8 protein-coding genes are annotated in these 20049 nt (G+C 65.3%); 4 read left to right on the top strand and 4 right to left on the bottom strand.

Annotated elements, in window-relative coordinates; translation table 11 throughout:
* The first annotated feature begins 1159 nt into the window (after nt 1-1159).
* From CKO23_RS00580 to CKO23_RS00565, 4 genes are all read left to right on the top strand, one after another.
* Nucleotides 1160-4558, top strand: coding sequence for a ligand-binding sensor domain-containing diguanylate cyclase (locus tag CKO23_RS00580; RefSeq protein ID WP_242482139.1), 3399 nt, complete (start codon nt 1160-1162; stop codon nt 4556-4558).
* Entirely contained in the window at nt 4555-9072 is a 4518-nt protein-coding gene (locus CKO23_RS00575) for a hybrid sensor histidine kinase/response regulator (RefSeq protein WP_200327795.1), read from the top strand. The genes CKO23_RS00580 and CKO23_RS00575 overlap by 4 nt, the downstream gene beginning before the upstream one ends.
* Before the next feature lie 12 nt (nt 9073-9084).
* Nucleotides 9085-11232, top strand: coding sequence for a putative bifunctional diguanylate cyclase/phosphodiesterase (locus CKO23_RS00570; protein ID WP_200327794.1), 2148 nt, complete (start codon nt 9085-9087; stop codon nt 11230-11232).
* Nucleotides 11233-11301: 69 nt separating this feature from the next.
* The gene (locus CKO23_RS00565; protein ID WP_200327793.1) at nt 11302-12909 is read left to right on the top strand and encodes a hypothetical protein; all 1608 of its coding nucleotides are present in this window, start codon (nt 11302-11304) and stop codon (nt 12907-12909) included.
* Between the two features lie 583 nt (nt 12910-13492).
* Here the strand turns inward: CKO23_RS00565 and CKO23_RS00560 are convergent.
* From CKO23_RS00560 to CKO23_RS00545, 4 genes are all read right to left on the bottom strand, one after another.
* A complete protein-coding gene (locus CKO23_RS00560; RefSeq protein WP_242482128.1) occupies nt 13493-14671 on the bottom strand; it encodes a DUF4340 domain-containing protein in 1179 nt (392 codons plus the stop codon).
* 8 nt (nt 14672-14679) lie between these two features.
* Entirely contained in the window at nt 14680-17613 is a 2934-nt protein-coding gene (locus CKO23_RS00555; protein WP_200327791.1) for a Gldg family protein, read from the bottom strand.
* Nucleotides 17606-18559 carry an ABC transporter ATP-binding protein gene (locus tag CKO23_RS00550; RefSeq protein WP_200327790.1) on the bottom strand — a complete coding sequence of 318 codons (954 nt, stop codon included), beginning with the start codon at nt 18557-18559 and terminating at the stop codon, nt 17606-17608. The genes CKO23_RS00555 and CKO23_RS00550 overlap by 8 nt, the downstream gene beginning before the upstream one ends.
* 445 nt (nt 18560-19004) lie before the next feature.
* The gene (locus CKO23_RS00545; protein WP_200327789.1) at nt 19005-20000 is read right to left on the bottom strand and encodes a YhdH/YhfP family quinone oxidoreductase; all 996 of its coding nucleotides are present in this window, start codon (nt 19998-20000) and stop codon (nt 19005-19007) included.
* Nucleotides 20001-20049: the final 49 nt, after the last annotated feature.

The following is a 20049-nucleotide window of genomic DNA, read 5'->3' as shown; positions in this document are numbered from 1 at the left end:
TCGAAGCGCTTGTTGGTCATATCTGCGGTGTCCTTTGGTGCTTGGGAGTCGTGAATGTCAGTCGCCCCGCCGCGAGGGCTTGCTGTCGCTGGTTGGTCACACGCAAGTCGCATACCGCAAACGGGCCGGAGCCTGCCGATCGCGCCGAGCAACCTTGGATCGGGTGCGATTGACGTCGATCGCTTGACGCGGATCACACTTCGGCTTGGCTAGATGGTCGCTGGGTTCACCTCAACGGTCCGTTTTAAGGCCGAGTGCGGTGCGTGAGTGTGCTGAAAAAATGGTGGTTCGCAGAAATTATGGTGGATATTCTGAAAATTTCGGCGTATCCCCAAAAAACGGTGTGATCCGCGAGATCTTGGCCACTGGCCTCGGTATTGGCGATTTCCTGGGCTGAGGGGGCAGGGGCTTCATCGAGAGGGGTCGAGCGACGGGTCTGGCCCGACGCTTGCGCCGCTGGGCATCGATCGCCGAGCGGACTGTGCCGCCATTCAATGGCGCCCAGAAGAACGCCTGTTAGCGTGTTTATGCGGATGGCGCGCGTTAGCAGGTGCTGAAATACTAAGCACTTTATGTGCGCAGCAGGAGGCGCCTGGAACCGGGTGTCACCGCAATGGATGTCGAGCGTTGGGCCGAGAACGAGGCCCACGAAAGGACGTAGGTTGGGTCTCCCACCGTTGGTCCAACCGACAGAAGCTGGCCGGCGTGGGGTGCTACCCTAAATTGATGTTCAGTCTGTAGGGTGGGCAGGCGCAGCGCAGTCCACCAACAAGGGCGCGAGATTCGGTGGACTTCGCGCTCGCTCGTTCACCCTACCGGTCCAACTGACGACCAGGGCCGCCCAACCGACACAGCTGGCCGGTGCGATCAGCTCCGTCCTGAGCCGCCATTGTCCCGCTCCAATGGTGGGGCACATCCGCTTGGGTCTCTGTGTATCTGCTGGCGTAAAGCTTGCGCCAGTTCATACAGCGAGTGCCGCCGTTTTTTGTAGACTCATCGTATGAACGGGGCGGTCGTCAAGACCATTTTCAAGCCGGACCGATGGCCTGCCCTGCAAAGCATCCAATATGGCATTCGCAACACCTTCATGCGCATCTGGCCGAATCAGCCGAGATCCTCAGTGACTCCCTCGCAAGGGGCAGGGTCCAGCTGCGTGCCAATGGATCGCCTCGGCACCCACAAGCAGGCCGATTCAAAAGCGCCGCATGCGGCCAGCCAAAGGCCAGGAACAACCCAAGGCTGGCGGCTCGCGGCACTCCTGGCCTTGGTGCTGGTTGCGCTTGGTGCCGCGGCCGATCCTTACGCGGGTGCCCAAAGGCACCACATGCAGTTCAATCGGTTGAGCGTTTTCGACGGACTCTCCCACGGCAACGTCAACGCCATTGTCCAGGATGGGCGTGGTTTCCTCTGGGTGGGCACCCAAGAGGGACTCAATCGTTACGATGGTCACAGCATGGTGACCTTCAGTCACGATCCGGATGCACCTGGCTCGCTGCCCAACGACTGGGTTTGGGATCTGCTGGTCGACCACGCAGGCAATCTCTGGGTGGGGACGGATGGCGGCGGTCTCAGCCGCTTCGATCCGGGCACGGAGCGCTTCGTCACCTTTCGCAGTGATCCGGACGACCCCTCCACGCTCAGCAGTGATCGCGTGCGTGTCATGTTGGAGGATGCTGACGGCGGCCTCTGGATCGGCACCGATGGCGGCGGTCTCAACCACATGGATACGGCGACCGGGACCTTCGTCCACTACCGCTACGAACCCGGGGCTCCGGGCAGTCTGACCAACGACAAGATCATGGATCTGCTGGCGGACCGCAGCGGCAGGCTTTGGGTCGCAACGGATGGCGGCGGTCTGCTGCGCTTCGACCCGCGCGATCATGACTTCACCGCCTACCGATCGGACCCGACGCAACCGGACAGCCTGGCTGACGATCGGGTGCGCACCCTCTACCAGGACGAGGCCGAACGGCTCTGGGTGGGCACCTTCGGCGCGGGCCTGAGCCGGCTCGAGCCGGACGGCGCGGGCTTTCGTCACTTCAGACATGACGCCGGGCGGCCTGACTCTATGGGCGCGGGCAGCGTGAACGACATCGCGCGCGACAGCGACGGCAACCTTTGGATCGCGACTGACGACGGCGGCCTTTGCCGGTGGCTCGGAGAGCCCGATCGATTCAGTTGCCATGTGCACGACGAAGCGGATCCCCTGAGTCTCCCGAACGGAACCGTCAATCGGATCTTTCAGGACGAAGGCGGCGTGCTGTGGATCGCAACCGCTGCCGGGGCTGCGTCTTGGAACTACGCCAGCGATGCCTTTCGGGTCTATGGCGTGTCGAATTCGCCTGGTTCGGGGCTGAGCAACGCGGTCGTCACCTCGGTGGCGGCCTTGGAGGACGGCGTGTTCTGGGTCGGGACCTATGGCGGTGGCCTCAATCGCCTGGATACGGCCTCGGGTCGGGTCGTCGTCTACCGGAATGACCCGAGTGAGCCGAATAGCCTGAGCAGCGACCTCGTCATGGCGGTGCACGCCGGGGCGGATGGGGCTGTTTGGGTCGGGACGCGCGACGCCGGTCTGGATCGACGCGATTCGCTCAGTGGCCGTTTTCGGCATTATCGGCAGGACCCGAAGGATCCCGACAGCCTCAGCGGGGACGGCGTCACCCGGATCATCAGCGACCCCGACGGCACCCTGTGGGTCGGCACCTATGGTGACGGGCTCAACCATCTCGACCCCGCCAGCGGTCGTTCCACGCGCTACCGTCATGATCCGCGCGCCCCGGCCAGCATCGGCAGTGATCGGGTGCTGGCGCTGCTGCGTGACCGAAACAACCGCTTGTGGGTGGGCACCGAGGATGCCGGCCTCGGTCTGCTGGACGTGCAGACCGGAACCTTCCAACGCTATCGCCATGACATCGAGCGCCGCGACAGCCTGGCCAGCGATACCGCCTGGGATCTCCTGGAGGGGGCCGACGGCTCGCTCTGGATCGCCACCATGGGCGGTGGGCTGAGCCGCTGGATGCCGGCCGACCGTCGGGCGGGGCGAGCGATCTTTCGCAACTACGGGAAGGCGGAAGGACTGGTCAGCAATACCGTGCTGGGCCTGCTGGAGGACGGCGATGGCATGCTCTGGCTGAGCAGCAATCGCGGTCTCTCGCAGCTGGATCCGAGCACGGGGAGCATTCGCCATTTCGACGACCGCAATGGTCTCGAATCCAATGAGCACATGCAGGGCGCGCGGGCCAGAAGTCCCGACGGCAAGCTCGCGTTCGGGAGCACGCAGGGTCTGGTAGTCCTCGATCCGCTCAAGGTTCGGACCAATCAGCACAAGCCGCCGGTCGCGATCGAGGTCAAGTCGAGCCTGGAGACCCTGGCCTTCGCCTCGAGTCGCGATGCCTCGGTGCCCTCCGTCGAGCTGACCTATCGGGATCATGCCATCAGCTTCGAGATGGCCGCGCTGGACTTCGCCTCGCCGGACAAGAATCAGTTCAGGTACAGGCTGGAGGGCTTCGACAGCGATTGGGTGAATGCTGGGAATTATCCGCGTGCCGCTTATACCAATCTCAACGCTGGCCGCTATCGCTTCGTTGCCCAGGCCGCCAACAACGACGGCGTTTGGAGCGAGCGGAGCGCGGTGGTCGATCTGCGCGTCAAGCCGGCGCCATGGCTGAGTTTCTGGGCGCTAGGTATCTATGCGTCCCTTGCTGCTGGGGTGCTCACCTTTTATCTGCTTGGGCAGCGGCGCAGGCGATTGGCGGAGGCCAAGACACGCCGGATGCTGGAACGGATGGTCGAGGAGCGCACGGTCGAGCTGTCCCTGCGCAACCAGACGCTTGAAGAGCTCAATGCACGACTGGAATCGCTGAGCGCGGAAGACGTGCTCACCAAGCTCAAGAACAGACGCTATTTCTATCAATACATCGAGCCGGAAATCGCCGCGGTGCAGCGCCAGTTGGCCGCATTGCCTGCCGGGACCGAGCAGACCCTGGTTCCGCCCAGTCTGTTTTTCATGATGATCGATCTGGATGGCTTCAAGGCGATCAACGATCGCTTCGGACACGACGCAGGCGACCGCGCCCTGGTGCAGGTCAGCGACATCCTGCGCGCCAACTGCAGGGCTGCCGACACCATCATTCGTTGGGGTGGAGATGAATTCCTCATCCTCGGTCAGGCGGCCAGCTGCTATATGGTCGAAACCCTGGCCGAGCGGGTCCGCTGGGCGCTTGCCGAGCATCAGTACCTGTTGGGCGGTGGTGCGAGGGGGCGTCTGTCGGCCTCGATCGGTGTCGCGCTCTACCCCTTCCTGCCCGAGCAGCCGGAGTTGGTCGACTGGGAGTCGGTCGCGGCGATCGCCGATCAGGCTGCGTACATCGCCAAGGCCAACCAGCGCAACGCCTGGGTGGCGGTCTACAGTCGTGGTGGAGCGCTTGGCGGGGACACCCTGGCGCGTGTCCGCTATGAGATGCGCAGTCTCATCGATGAGGGGTTGATCGAGCTGCGCACCTCCATCACGACCGAGCTGACGCATTTCTCGCAAGCGGCGAAACAGGTGGCGGCATGACCGCGCGCCCCGCGCTTGGCGTGCACTGGCCGAGACTGGCGATGCTGCTGGTGCTCCTGGTGTCCGCCGGTCTGCCTGGGAACGCGCGGGCGAACGGGGATCCGATTCCCTTCGGCCGTCTCTCGGTCAGTGAGGGTTTGTCTCAAGCCATCGTCAACGCCATTGCTCAGGATGACGCCGGTTTCCTTTGGGTTGGGACCCAGGAGGGTCTGAACCGCTACGACGGCAGCCGCTTCATCGCACTGCTGAAGGATCCTCAGGACCCCGAGTCCTTGTCGCACAACTGGATCTACGCCCTGATCCTGGATCGGGAGGGTTTTCTGTGGGTCGGAACCTACGGCGGCGGTCTCGACCGCCTCGATCCGAAGACGCTGAAGCTGCGCCACTATCGCCATGATGCCGCTGCTCCGCTGTCGCTGGGGAGCGACCGCATCCGCGCCCTCTATGAGGATGCGGCCGGCCGACTCTGGATCGGGACCGACGATCAGGGCCTCGACCTCTTGGAGCCCAACGCCGAGACCTTCGTGCATTTCCCCTACATGGACCTTGGCCCCGATAGCCTCGGGCACGCCAGCGTGCGCAGCATCCAGGGCGACCGCAATGGCTTCGTTTGGATCGGCACGGACGGTGGCGGCCTCGCTCGACTGGATCCCGCAACCCGCCAGTTCACGCACTATCGTCACAGTGCAGCGGATCCGCACAGCCTCGGCAGCAACCGGGTCAGTAAGGTCTATGTCGATCGCACGGGTCAGCTCTGGGTCGGCACCTATGACAGCGGACTGGCGCGCTTCGACGCCGCGGCCGCGACCTTCGTCCCGGTTCCGCTCGACTCGGCGGATGCCGGGGAGGCGTCCGCCGACAGCATGGTGCGCGACATCTTCGAGGACAGCACCGGCGGCTTCTGGGTGGCGACGGACGCCGGTCTCTATCACCGCGGCCCTGGAGAGGACGGCTTCGCGCAGCACCGTCATGATCCGCAAGATCCGCTCGGCCTGAGCGAAGACCGCGTGACCGCCATCTTCCAGGACCAGGGCGGCGTCCTCTGGGTTGGCACCTATGCCGGACTCAATCACTGGAACCTGCTGGCTGGACGCTTTCTGCGCGAGACCTCTGCTCCCGATCATCCGCAAGGGCTTGGGGGGAGCGTCGTCACCTCCTTCGCCGAGGACGCCCGGACGCTTTGGGTCGGCCTCTACGGCGCCGGACTGGACGCGCTCGACCGCGCCAGCGGAACCTTTCGCCATTTTCGGGCGGATCCGCGGGATCCGGGCGCCCTCGGTGACGATCGGGTCATGTCACTGTACATGGATCAGGACGCCGTGCTCTGGGTCGGCACCATGGCGGGCGGCCTCAACCGCTGGGATGCCGCGGAGGGCCGCTTCACGCGGTATCGCTACGACCCCATGGATCCGCGCAGCCTGAGCGCCGACGGCGTGACCTTCATCAGCGATGACGGCCTCGGCGGCCTGCTGGTCGGCACCTTTCGCGCTGGGCTCAATCGCCTGGACCGCGCCACCGGGCGTTTCACGCACTTCCGCGCCGATCCCACCAATCCACAAACCCTGAGTAGTGATCAGTTGGTCGCGATCGAGCCGGAGAAGGACCATGGTCTGATCTGGATCGGCGCGCACGGGGGCGGACTCAATGGCTTCAATCCGCGCTCCGGCACCTTCCAGCAAGTTCGGCATGACCCCGCGGATGCCCTGAGTCTGAGCGACGATAGCGTGCTGTCGCTGCATCTCGATGACGGCGGCGATCTCTGGATCGGCACCGAGGGTGGTCTCAACCGCTGGCGGGGCGCCGACCGGCGTCTGGGGCGTGCGCGCTTTGAACATCTGACCCGCAAGCAGGGTTTGCCGAGCGATGTCATCCAGGGGATCGAGAGCGACGCCTCCGGCGGCATTTGGATCAGCACCAACCGTGGGCTGTCACGGATCGACCGCGTGACCGGGAAGGTGAAGAACTATGACGTCGGCGATGGCTTGCAGAGCGAGGATTTCAATCAAGGGGCGCATTTCCGCGGGGCCGATGGGCGCTTGTTCTTTGGGGGTGCGCGCGGCTTCAACGCCTTCGATCCGCGTGAGATGCGCGAGAACACGCACGCGCCGCCGGTCGCGCTGACCGCCTTCCTCATCAACGATCGGCCCGTCGAGCTCGACCGCCCGCTCGCCGATCTCCGCAACATCGAGGTCCGTCATGCCGACCGCACGCTTGCCTTCGAGATTGCGGTGCTTGACTTCGCGGATCCGCAACGCAACCGCTTCATGTACAAGATGGAGGGCTTCGACGCGGACTGGCTCCAGGGGCGCAACCGCTCGCTGGTGACCTACACCAATCTGCCGGCGGGACGCTATACCCTGCGCGTCAAGGCGGCCAACAACGACGGTGTCTGGAACGAGGAGGGGCTGTCGATCGGTGTGCGCGTATTCCCGGCGCCCTGGCTGACCTGGTGGGCCTTTGCGCTCTATGCCGCCCTGATTGCGGGGCTTCTCAGGGTCTATGTGGCGCTACACACGCGACGTATCAGGCGTCTGATGGAGCTGCAACGCGCTGAAGAGGCCACGGCGGCCAAGAGTCGCTTGCTGGCCACCTTGAGTCATGAGATTCGCACCCCGATGAACGGCGTGCTCGGCACCATCCAGTTGCTGCTGGAGACACGCCTCGACAGTGGCCAGCAACGGCTGACAGACGCCATCCAGCGCTCGGCCGAGACGCTGCTCGCCGTGGTCAACGATGTGCTGGACTACGCCAAGATCGACGCCGGAAAGGTGTGCCTGGAATACCAGGATCTCGATCTGCGCGAGGAGATCGAGGACGTTCTGGACCTGCTGGCACCACTGGCGCATACCAAGGGGCTGGATCTCGCATTGAGCGTGCAGCCGGGACTGACGACCGCCGCTCAAGGCGACCCACTGCGGATTCGTCAAGTCATCACCAATCTGGTCGGCAACGCCATCAAGTTCACCGACCTGGGACAAGTCATCGTCCATGTGAGGCGCGCGTCGATGGCGACCGCTCCAGGCTATCGCATCGAGGTGGCCGACACCGGCCTGGGAGTGACCGAGGCGCAGCGTCAAGCGATTTTCGAGTCCTTTACTCAGGCGGATAGCTCCACCACGCGCCGCTTCGGTGGAACCGGGCTGGGCCTCACCATCGCCAAGCGGCTGGTTGAGGCCATGGGCGGTGAGATTGGTGTCGAGAGTCAGCCGGGCCAGGGCTCGGTGTTCCATCTCACGCTGCCCTTGCCCGCCTGTTCGGCGGCTGCCGAGCCGATGGCGCAGCCGGCATCCGGGCGCCGTATTCTCATCGTCGACAAGAATGCGGAGGTGGCGGCGATCCTCCAGGCTGAGTGCGCCGCCTTTGGCATGGAGGCGCATGTCGATCCCGGCAGGGCCTCGCTGGTGGATCGCCTCAGCGACGCCGTCAAGGCGCGACGGCCCTATGACCTGGTGTTGCTGGATCAGGAGATGCCGGGCATTGGCAGCGCGATGCTCGTGCGCCTGATCCGTGCCAGTCCGGACATGTCGAGCCTGCGCATCCTGATGATGATGCGCCAGGGTGGCAATCGCCGGAAAACCGTCACCCAGCTCAACGAGGTGGACGCCGTGCTGGCCAAGCCCGTGCGCCGCGCGGTGCTGCTCAACGCCATCCATGTGGCACTGGGTCTGCGCGTGTCCGATATCCCCGCGCTCGATGGGTCGGCGGATATGCCGCCGGCGCGGATTCTCTTGGCCGACGACAATCGCACCAATCAAGAGGTCGCCAGCATGATGCTCAACCGCTTGGGCTATCCGGTCGACCTGGCCGTGAACGGGCTCGAGGCCTTGGATGCCATGCAAGGCACGGCCTATGACCTGGTCCTCATGGATTGTCTGATGCCCGGAATGGATGGCCTGGAGGCGACACGGCGACTGCGCGAGCTGGAGCGGGGCAGTGGCAGGCATACCAGGATCATCGCCCTGACTGCGGATGGTATCGAGGCCAATCGAGAAAGCTGTCTTGCCGCCGGCATGGACGACTTCTTGGTCAAGCCATTGGGGATCGGCACGCTCAGGAGGACGCTGAGCCACTGGCTTGGTCAAGGCCGCGACGTCGAGCCGGAGCGGCTGCCTGAGCCGGCGCCGGGGCGTCCACAGCGCTTTGGTCGCACCAGTGACGGCGTCTTGGATCACGAGGTGCTTGAATCGATCCATGCCCTGCAGCAGCCCGGTCAGCCGGACCTGGTGAAGGAGGTGGTGAACATCTACCTCGAGGAGACACCGCGGCTGCTGCAGAGTCTGCGCGAGGCGGTGCAGCACCTCGATCACGAGGGGATGCGGCGTGCCGCGCATTCGCTCAAATCGAGCAGTGCTCACGTTGGAGCGCGCGCGCTTGCCGCCCTGGCGTGGGATCTGGAGCTGCGCGCACGCAATCGCTCCGCAGATGGTGCCGCCAGGCAGGTGGCGCTGATGGAGCGCAATTATTTGGACGCGAAGCAGGCGCTCGAACAGATCGCGCGCAACATCGCCGCCTGAATGCCCAACACCATGCCTGAATCCCTCGAAACCAAGGCGGCAAAGCACATCCTGATCGTGGACGATGATGCCATGGTGCGTCTTCTGGCGCGCGCCGCCCTAGCGGATCTCGACGTGCGCATCGATGAGGCGAGCGACGGTGCCGAAGCGGTCGCGCTGTTTCAGGACGCCCAATTCGACCTGATCCTGCTGGACGTCGAGATGCCGATCTTGGACGGTTTGACGGCCTGCGAACGGATTCGCTCCCTGCCCGGGGGGGCGGATGTCCCCATTCTCATCGCCACCGGCCTGGATGATGCCGGCGCCATCGTCGATGCCTACGAGCGCGGTGCCACGGACTTCATCATCAAGCCGATCAGCTGGTCGATCTTCGCTCAGCGCGTTCGCTACCTGATGCGCGCCAATGAGAGCTTCAAGGCACTGCGGGAGAGCGAGGGTCGGCTCCACGATGCGCATCGGCTCGCGCACCTCGGCGATTGGGTCTGGAACCTCAGGACGGGGCAGGCCGATTGGTCTGAGGAGATCCTGCGGATTTTCGGTTGGGAGGCGTCGGCGGAGTCTGTCTCCTACGCGGACTTCCTCGAAGCCGTCCACCCGGAGGATCGCTCTGCCGTGACCCACGCCGTTGGCGAGGCGTTGGAGCGGCAAGACGGCTTCGGCCTGGCGCACCGCCTGAATCGGGCAGACGGGGCTGAGCGCGTGCTCTTCTCCCAGGGTCGGGTGCAGGTCGATGATCGTGGGGAGCCGATGCAATTGCGGTTCGTCATGCAAGACATCACCGAGCGCCGCGAGGCGGAAGAGCGCATTCATCGCCTCTCCGCCTACGACGCCTTGACGGGCCTGTTCAACCGGGATGAGTTCATCCAATACGCACAGCGCGCCCTATCGGCGGCCTCTGAGGTGGGCGGTTTGTTGGCGCTCATCGTTCTGGATGTCGATCGCTTCAAGCGGATCAACGACACCCTGGGGCACACGGCCGGGGATGAAGTCCTGAGGACGGTTGCGGCAAGAATCGTTCAGACGACGCGATCCTTCGGGCCGCTCATCCAGCCAGACGTGCAGCATGAGACCCTTGTCGCGCTGGCCAGGTCGGGGGGTGATGAGTTCATGATCGCGCTGACGGGCTTCCGGGATATCGCGGGCGTGCCGCTCTTTGTTCAGCACGTCATGGAGGCTCTCGCCGCGCCGATTCAGGCGATGACCGAGGAAGTCTTCTTCAGTTGCAGCGTGGGGATCGCGCTCGGTCCCGAGGATGGCACTGACGTCAATGAGCTGCTGATGAAGGCCGATACGGCCTTGATGCACGCGCGCGCGGAAGGTGGCAACTGCTTTCGCTTCTATGCGACGGAGATGAATCGGCGCGCCGCTGAGCGGATTGGTCTCGAGGCCCGGCTGAATCGCGCGCTGGAGAACGATGAACTGGAGCTGCATTATCAGCCCCAGATCGATCTGGCGACTGGCGAGGTCGTCGCCTTCGAGGCCTTGCTGCGTTGGTTTCCCGCGGATCGACCGCCGGTCCCGCCGGGCGAGTTCATTCCGATCGCCGAGGAGAGCGGGCTCATCGTCAAATTGGGTGATTGGGTGATCCGCGCGGCCTGCTTGCAACTGCGCGCCTGGCGCGAGGCCGGATACGCACCGGTGCGGGTGGCGGTCAATCTTGCGAGCCGCCAGTTCCTGGAGCCCGGACTGGTCGAAACCGTCACTCAGCTCTTGGCGGAGACAGGCACCGCATCCGAATGCCTCGAGCTGGAGCTGACCGAGCGTATCCTGATGGCCGATGCCGTCGAGGTCAGGGCCAAGCTTCATGCGCTGAAAGAGATCGGCGTCAAGCTCTCGGTGGATGATTTCGGAACTGGATACTCCTCGCTCGCCTACCTCAAGCGTTTTCCTCTGGACACCCTCAAGATCGATCGCAGCTTCATCATTGAGCTGGGCGAGGACCCGACCGACGCGGCGATCGTCAGCGCCATCGTTGCACTGTCGCGCGGATTGAATCTCTCGACGATTGCCGAAGGGGTGGAGACGCAGGCGCAACGGAACCTCTTGGTCGATTTGGGATGCGCTCAGGCCCAAGGCTATCTCTTCAGCCGTCCTCTGCCTGCCAGTGAGGTCGTCAGCTTTCTGATTCGCGGTGTCCGCGCGCGTTCAAGCGCACCTTGAACATTAGAGAATTCTAACGTGAATTGACATTGTGCTATCCTGCGCAAGGTTTTGCAGCGAGGAACAATCATGGCTGAACCAGATAAACAAAAATCCGATGCCAAGTCGGAAAAAGATAAAACACCGAAACAACAACGCTCCTGGCTTTGGCTCCTTACCCTAATCCTGGCCATCGCCTTTATCGCCTCAGGTCTCGTCGGGCATGAGCCCTGGAAACTGCACGATGTGCAGACCCTCGAGACGGTGCAGGCCATGTCCGAAAGCGGTGATCTTGTCGTGCCGATGCGCGGCGGTGAGCCGAACCTGAAGTCGCCTTCGCTCTATTACATGACGGCCGCGGAGCTGTCCCAGCGCTTGGGTGACTATCTGCCGCCGCGCGATGCCGCTCGGCTCGCGACCGGCGTCTTTCTGACGCTCACCCTGAGCTTTGCCTGGCTTCTTGGGCGACTGACCTGGAAACCCGCCGAGACCAAGGGTGTCGGGCCGACCGGGGCGATGACGGTTTTGCTTCTGATCGGCACCCTCGGCATCGTTTGGTTTGGGCACGATGTCGTCGCCGACAGCGCGCTGATGGCTGGTACGACGATGGGGCTCTACGGCCTCTTGCTCGTGCCGCGGCGCGTCTTCTGGGGGGGGCTCTGGCTCGGCACTGGCGCTGGCATCGCATTCCTGTCCAAGGGGCTCATCGGCCCCGCGATACTTGGTGTCACGGCCTTGCTGATGCCTTTCTTGGCTACCGTTGGCGGATTCGAGCGTCAAGTCCGGGGCATGCTCCTCGGCGTGTTGTTCGCCGCGCCCTGGCTCTTGATCTGGCCTTGGCTGCTGCATGAGCGTGACCCGCAGCTCTTCGATCTCTGGCTGTGGGGAAACAACATCCACCTCTACCTGGATCATGCGGGGGTTGGGACTCCAGAGCACAATCTGCAGTGGCTGTGGACCTTCCTGATCATGGCATTTCCTGCTTGGCTGCTCGCCGGGCTGGCCCTGATCCTTCGCCCGGGTGCGCTATTCGGTTTGCCTGGCGTGCGCCTGGCGCTGCTGTTCTCGGTCGTCGGTTGGGCCATCTTGCTCACCGCGGAGGCCGCGCGGCCAATCCATGCGATGCTGCTACTGGTGCCGCTGGCTGTGATTGGGGTCGGCGGGCTGACCCGTATGCCGGGCCTCCTGGTGATGCCGCTCAAGTGGTTCTCGGCCCTGCTGTTCGGGCTCTTGGCGGTGGCGGGTTGGGGGCTCTGGATCTACCTCAAATACCAAGGCCAGCTTCCGGAGGTCGAGCAGCTGGCGGCGGTCTTGCCGGCGGATCATGCCTTCCGGTTCCAAGAGTGGACCTACTTGGCTGCCGCGTTTCTGACCGTGCTCTGGCTGTGGATTCTGATGCGCTATCGTGCGCCCAGCGCCTCGGCGCTGCTCGCCTGGCCGGCCGGTATCGTCATGGTCTGGTCGCTCCTGATGCTGCATCAGCCCTGGGTGGATCAGTTGGTCAAAGAGCGCGGGATGGTGACCGGGCTCGCGATGGAGCTGCCGCTCGTGATCACACAGGCGCCGCAATCGGCTGAGTCTGGGGCGACCGAAGCACCGGTCGAGCCCACGGCCACTCCAGCGGCATCTCCTGCGCCGGAGACCAGCGAGCCGCCGCCGGCTGCTTCGGGCGAGGCAGCCCCAGTAACCGGCGGTTAGAGCCTAGAGGGCCGACGCTTCAGGCGCGGCGCCGGGTAAGCCGGCGGCGCACCTCTCGAGTTGGCTGTGTGGTGTTAAGCCCAGGTCGAGTCTCGTCGTCACGCGTGCGTGATTGCGAGGCTCGGTCTGGGCTTTCTGCTTTTTAGTGGCATCGCCGCGCCGCGGGGATTGCTGTCGCAGCCATGAGGATGCGGCCGGGGACCGGAATGGACGCGCCCTTCAGTGCAGCGGCCACTGGGACGGCATAGCCGTAAGCCTGCAGCTAGGGTGTCATGCGTGTCGCTGTTGTTGCGAATCAGTTCAAGGCCGCGATCTCCGCGCTGGGTCTGATGAGCGGCGGCGGATCAGAGCCGATGAATCAGGTCCGCCAGCACATCCTCGATCCGCTGGAAGTCCTGCGCGCTGCCCGCCTTGGCATCGCCCGCGCTCATCTTTTCGCGCTTTGGTATCCATTTGGCGGGCGTGGGAGGAGTTGCGACGATGCGAGAACTGACCCTCCGCTCCCCTGACCCTCCGCTCCCTGACCCTCCGCTCCCTCCGCCGCCAGCTGGTCGGGTGACGCGGCTGGCGGCGGATTGGCGGGCTACTGCGCTTGGGTGGGTGCCTGCTGCGCGGGCGGTGCAGGCGGGGGTGGCGTCTCGGTGGCGGGCGCTTGGACCTGCGCGGGCGCCTCTGGCGATTCAGACGGTGCTGATTCGGCGTCGCTCGTCGATGCCTCGGGCTCGCTGGTCTCGGTCGGCTCTGGCGTATCCGCGGGCTGAGGCGCCGGCGGTTCGCTGGCGGCTTCGGCCTTCGGCGCCTCCGGCTGGACGATGAGCTTGGAGCGGTCCAGGTCGAGCAGTCCCTCCAGATCGAACGTCGAGAGTTTGAAGTAATAGGGCCGCGCGGCATCCTTGAGGACGTAATCTTCACCGTCTTCCGCCTTGGAGATGCGATAGGCGCGCGTGCCGCCGTCATCGAGCTGGATACTCAACTCCAGGACGGGCTCCTGCTGGTGATAGGCCGGGTCGTCCTCGGTCCCGAGCACGCCGCGATACCCCAGGTTGGCGACCTTGGCGACCAGCGCCTTCGCCGCGCCCTCGTCGAGCGGCTCCGTGCTCTCGGCGAGGCTCCAGCCCTGTTCGTTCTTGGTCAGGGTCCAATCCTTGCCGGAGACGCTGCTGATCTTCTCCTGATCGAGCTTCAGCAGCCCGGTCTGCGCCCAGTCGTCGCGCCGGTTGGACACGTCGGACAGTGCCAGCGGCAGGTCGTAGACCTCGGAGTCGTCCGCGGTGCGGCCGAAGATGCGCCGAAAACCGGGCGTCTCGCCGAGGACCAGGGTGGTGGATTGGCCGTCCGCGCCTTCCAGGGTCAGCCGACGGACGTAGCCGTCATCCGCGACCTTGAAGCGCTTGCGTGCATCCTCGCTGGTGCCGATCGGCAGCGGGCGCTTGAGCGCGGTGACCTGCTCCAGGAGTTGGTCGACCTTGGTGGCCGTGACCGGCAGGTCCGCCAGGTTGGCGATCACCCATTCGCCCCCTGCCTTGCGGCTGAGCTGGACCTTGCCTTCGTCGTCCGGGCCTTCGATGGTGATCCGGGTCACCTCCTTCGGCGTGAGTGCGATCAATGGTGCCTGCGGGGTAAAGGCCGCCGCTCCGGGATCGCTCAGGCTGAACCCGAGCGCGATCAGCAGCTGGAGCGCCAGCATCAGCAGCAGGCCGAGAATCCCCGGCGAGCGCAGATCCCGCCCCCAGCCCAGATCGGCCTTAGTGGATGGTGCCATGGTGGTGCTCATGACCCTGTGCCTCCGTTACCCAGGATTTCGGCGTAGACCCGTTCGCGGCGCGCGCGGGAGCGGCGATACAGCAGGTAGACCAGCGCCAGGCCGGCCAGCGCCAGCACATAGTTGAGCGATTCCCAGAACAGCCGGCTCTGCTGGCCGAGCGGCTCCAGCATGCGGCCGAACTGGCCACGCCCGCGCAGCGACAGCAGGCCACGGTCTTCGAGCGACCACTCGAGCGCGTTCTGCGCCAGCTCGACGGGCTTGAGATAGCGGCTCTGGGTGGCCTCGTTGGCCAGGCTGATCGCCGTGTCCGTCAGGAAGCTGGACGAGCCGATCAGGATGAGCCGGGCCGACTCGGGCGAGGATTCCACGACGCCGGAAATGACCGGCGGCTTCTTGTCCTGCGCCTCGTTCCCGGCAGCCTCCGGGTCTTCGTCGGCGTCGGCATCCGCGGGCTCGGCGTCCGCCTTATCCTCAGTCAGCAGCGGCGAGGGCTTGCCGGCGAAGGGCGACTGGAAGCGGCCCTCGATGGCGACCGCCAGGAGCTTGCGGCCCTTGTCGTCGCCGACCGGGAAGCCGAGGTCGCCATGGGCCTCGAAGCTCGGCTGCATGTTCTCGGAGTCGCTGGTCCAGGCATCGGCCGAGCTTTGGATCAGCCGGGTGACCTTGCGGCCCGCGTTCTTCTCCGCATCGACGCTGATCGGCGAGGACCAGTTCATGGTGATCTGGCCCAGATTCGACGTGATGCCGTTGTCCTCCGCGAGCCCGTCGCTGCGCACGTCCGGGAAGTAAGGGTAGTCCAGGGTCTGGATCTCGCGGACGCTGAAGCCGCCGACATCACGCTGCACCGGGATGGGGAAGGGCGTGTTCAGCGGGTCCAGGACCAGCGAGGGCTCGAGCCTGATGCCTTGATTGCCCAGCCAGTCCTCCAGGCCCGTCGGGGCCTTGTGCGCCGAGATGCCGCCGCCGCTGAGATCCACATTGAAGCTGGACGCCGCCAGGACGACGGTGCCGCCCTGCATCAGGAACTGGTCGATGGCGAACTGCTGTTTTTCGTCCAGCGCCTCGGGGCCGACGACCATCAAGAGGTCCGCATCCTCCGGGACCTGGCCCGAGCTGAGATCGGTATCACGTACCGCGAAGCTGTCCTGCAGGCTCTGCTCGAGCAGGCTGTAATCGCCGCCTTGCGGGCCGCCGCCCATGAAGGGATTGGCGGGCGCGGCCGGTGGCGTATAGAGCGCCACCGTGCGCATGACGCCGGGGGCGAAGCGCTTGATCCCGGCCTCGATGGCGCGGCTGAGACCGGCGCGGTCGAGGGATTCGGGCAAGGGAATCGGGACTTTCTGATCGCCGCCCTCGAGGACCATGTAGAAGTAGAAGGGCGTGGGATCGAGCAGACTCACGACCAGGGGCTCGAAGCCGAAGTCCTCCTGGATGCGCTTGGCCAGGGCGCCATCGCCCGCGGCCGGATCCTGGATGTCGAAGCTGAATTTGCCTTGCGACTGGGTCTGTAGCTCGCCGAGCACGGACTCCAGGTCCTGGCGCAGGGCGGGCAGAGGCTCCGGGAGCGTGTCGGCCGGGGAGATGAAGCCCGCAAGGTGCAGCGGTTTGCCGATCTTGGTGAAGACGTCGCCGCCGCCCTGGTAACCGTAGAGCACCTTCTTGATGGTGCGCGTGAGGTCGTACTCCGGGTTGCGCAGACGCACATCCAGGTCGGTCTCGCCGCGGACCTTGAGGTCGATGAGATCCTGGAAGCTCAGGGTCTCGAACTGGTCGCCGTACTTCACCAGGATGTCGAAGTAGGAATTGACCACGGCCGCCTGGTACTTGGAGGCGGTCTGGAAGGCGACCGGGCGGATGCCGTACTGCTCGCCGGCCTCGCGCTCCAGCTCGGGCGACTGCTGCGGGTCGATGATCTCGACGCGGACCTTGCCCTTGCCGGCGATCTCGTATTCCTCCAGCAGGTCGCGCAGCTGCGGGACCAGGGGGGCGAGCAGCGGGTGCGTCTCGGCGCTGAAGTAGCCGCGGATGAGCAGCGGCTCCTGGAGCTGGCCGAGGTAGGTGCGGGTGGCGTCGGAGATGGTGTAGAGGCGGCCTTGGGTCAGGTCCGTCCTGACGCTGTTGATGCCCTGCATCCAGAGGTTGGCCGCGACCAGGTTGGCCACCGTCAGTCCGGTGATCAGGGTCCAGCGGTGGTGGTGGCGCGGGTTGGCCTTGTGCTCGGCCCAGCGCAGGCGCTCCAGGCTGTAGACCGTCAGGGCCAGGAAGGCGCCGACGATGCTCAGGTAGTAGTAGAGGTCGCGCAGGTCGATGACGCCGCGGGTGATGGACTCGAAGCGCGAGCCGGTGCCGATGAGACGCAGGATCTCGCCGCCGCCGTGGCCGACCAGGCTGGTGAGCGCGGGCGAGCCGATCAGGTAGAAGAGGGCGCAGACCAGGGTGCTACCGATGAGCGCGACGATCGGGTTGTCCGTCCGCGAGGAGATGAAGAGCCCGATCGACAGATAGGCCGCCGCCAGCAGCAGGGTCGCCAGATAGGCGCCGATGACCGGACCCCAATCGAGCGGGCCGAGCAGCGAGACGGTGATTGGCATCGGCAGCGTCAGGGCAAGCGCAACCGTCACCAGACCGAGCGCCGCGAGGAACTTGCCGAGCACCAGCTTGGATGTCGCGACCGGCAGCGTCAGCAGTGTCTCTAGCGTACCTGCGCGTCGCTCCTCGCTCCACAGCCGCATGCTGAGCGCGGCGCAGAGGAAGATCAGCAGGATGGGCATCCACTCGAAGAGCGGACGGGCGTCCGCGATGTTGCGCGAGAAGAAGGCGTCCACCCAGAAGAAGACGAAGAGGCAGACCGCCAGGAAGGTGCCGATGAAGATGTAGGCCACCGGGGAGCCGAAGAAGGCCGCCAGCTCGCGGCGAGCCACGCGCGTGATCTCACCCATGTGCCACCTCCGCTCGGTCGTGGTTCAAGCCTTCCAGGTTCACGGCGCCGAACAACGCCTCCAGATCCTGTCGCTCCGGCTCCAGGCCAAAGAGCGGCCAGCCTTGCTGAGTGACGGCCTGCGCGACGACCGGAGAGGCGGCGCGCAGGTCGGTGGTCTCCAGGGCGAAGCGACGCAGTCCGGCGTCCTCGTCGAGGACGCTGACGCTGTTGATTCCGGCCAGGTTGGCGAGGATGGGCCGCACCTCGCGCGGGTCGCGGTCCAGGCTGACCAGCAGGCGCGGCTGGCGCCCGATGGTATCGAGCTGGCTGTCGAGGGCCAGGCGTCCGCCGCGCATGATGAGCACGCGCCCGCAGACGGCCTCGACCTCCTGCAGGATGTGGGTCGAGATGATGAGGGTCGCCTCCACGGCCAGTTCGTGCACCAGGCTGCGCATGTGCTGGATCTGCGCCGGGTCCAGACCGTTGGTGGGCTCGTCGAGGATGAGGATCTTGGGCTCGTGCAGGATCGCCTGCGCGACGCCGACGCGCTGGCGGTAGCCGCGCGAGAGCGTGCCGATGAGCGCGGTCGCCTTGGCCTCCAGCTCCGTGCGCTCGACGGCGCGGCGGATGGCGCTGGTGCGTTGCCGAGGCGGCAGGCCATGGAGGGATGCCTGATAGTCCAGGAAATCCAGGACCGTCATCTCGGGATAGATGGGGCAGTTCTCGGCCAGATAGCCGATGCGTCGCTGGGCCTCTCGGCGCTGCTCGGCGATGTCCAGTCCGTCGATCCGGATCTCGCCGCCGCTGGGCTCGAGATAACCGGTCAGCATCTTCATGATGGTCGTCTTGCCCGCGCCGTTGTGGCCGAGCAAGCCGACGATTTCACCATGTCCGATGCTGAACGAGACGTCCTGGACCGCCTTGAGCTCGCCATAGCTCCGACTGAGCTCGCGAACCTCGATCATTGAGCTTCTCCTGTACTCGATTGCTCGTTAGCTGTGTCTTGTTTCTCGCGGCACCCGCGCGGCTTGTCGTGGCATCGCTGCGCCGTGCCACGCGCGCCTCTGGTGCTCCGCGCCATGCCGCTGGGCCCGCGGGCCGTGCTGGCCTCGCGGGCGAATGAAGGGTGAACGCAACGTACCGGCGCGGATTTCAACCAAGCCGTTCAGGTTGTGCAAGAGGTCGGTTGGGGATGGGGCGGAGCGGCTCGGGCGCCTGCGTCAAAAAGTCCTTTTCAATCAGAATCTAAGGCGACTCATCTCGCGAGAGTGCGCAGGGTTAAACTTTGGTAAGGCCATCCGCAAGCCGGGTAGGGTGGACAAGCGCAGCGCAGTCCACCAACAGCGGCGCGGGATTCGGCGGACGTCGCTCTCGCTCGTCCGCCCCACGGGTTCGGGTATCCGACGGGCGTCAGTCGATCTCGACCAGGATCCGCCCATGCGTCTGTCCGGCGAGCATGCGCTCGAAGACATCCGCGAGCCCTTCGAGCCCGACCGTCTCGGTCAGCATGTCCTCCAGCCGCTCCGGCTGCCAGTCGCCGGCCAGATGGCCCCAGAGTTCGGTGCGGATGGGCGTGGGAACATCCACGGAGTTGCAGCCGAGCAGGCTTACCCCGCGCAGGATGAAGGGCATGACGGTCGTATTCAGCTCATGCCCGCCCGCCAGGCCGATGGCGGCGATGTTGCCGTTCGGTACGACGGTGCGCGTGATCTGCGCCAGCATCTCGCCGCCGACGTTGTCGACCGCGCCGCCCCATTCGGCCTTTTCGAGCGGGCGCTTGGCCTCCGCCAGCGCATCCCGGCCGACGATGCGCGCCGCGCCCATCGCGGTGAGCCAGTCGTGTAGCGCCGGCTTGCCGGAGACGGCGACGACCTCGTAGCCAAGCCGGGCGAAGATGGCTACGGCCATGGAGCCCACGCCGCCGCTGGCGCCATTGACCAGGATCGGCCCTAGCTCCGGACGCTGGCCGTTGACCAGCATCCGATGCACCGCGAGCGCCGCCGTGAAGCCGGCGGTGCCCAGGATCATCGCCGACCGGGCATCCAGACCCTCCGGCATGGCGACCAGCCAGTCACCCGGGGCGCAAAGATACTGCGCATAGGCGCCGTCGTGATCGAAGCTCAGGCCCCAGCCGGTCGCGATGACCGCGTCTCCGGCCTTGAAGCCCGGATGGCTGGATGCCTCGACCCGCCCCGCGGCGTCGATGCCGCCGACTAGGGGAAAGGTTCGCAGGATCTTGCCCTTGCCGGTGCCCGCGAGGGCGTCCTTGTAGTTGACGGCGGAGTGTGTGACGCGCACCAGCACCTCGCCGTCGCCAGGCGTTGGCTTCGGCAACTGCTCGATCCCGGCATGGTGCCCCTGGTCGTCTTTGTGGATGCGGAAGGCGGAGTAGGTGTTCTTCGACATTTCAGAGCCCTATGGGGATTGCTGTAATAGTTCGAGCATCGCGAGATTT

Origin of the sequence: Thiocystis violacea (assembly GCF_016583565.1) — a bacterium.
Lineage (GTDB): Bacteria > Pseudomonadota > Gammaproteobacteria > Chromatiales > Chromatiaceae > Thiorhodococcus > Thiorhodococcus violaceus_A.
Note: the sequence above shows the minus strand (reverse complement) of the source record. Positions and strands in the feature narration are given on the sequence as shown.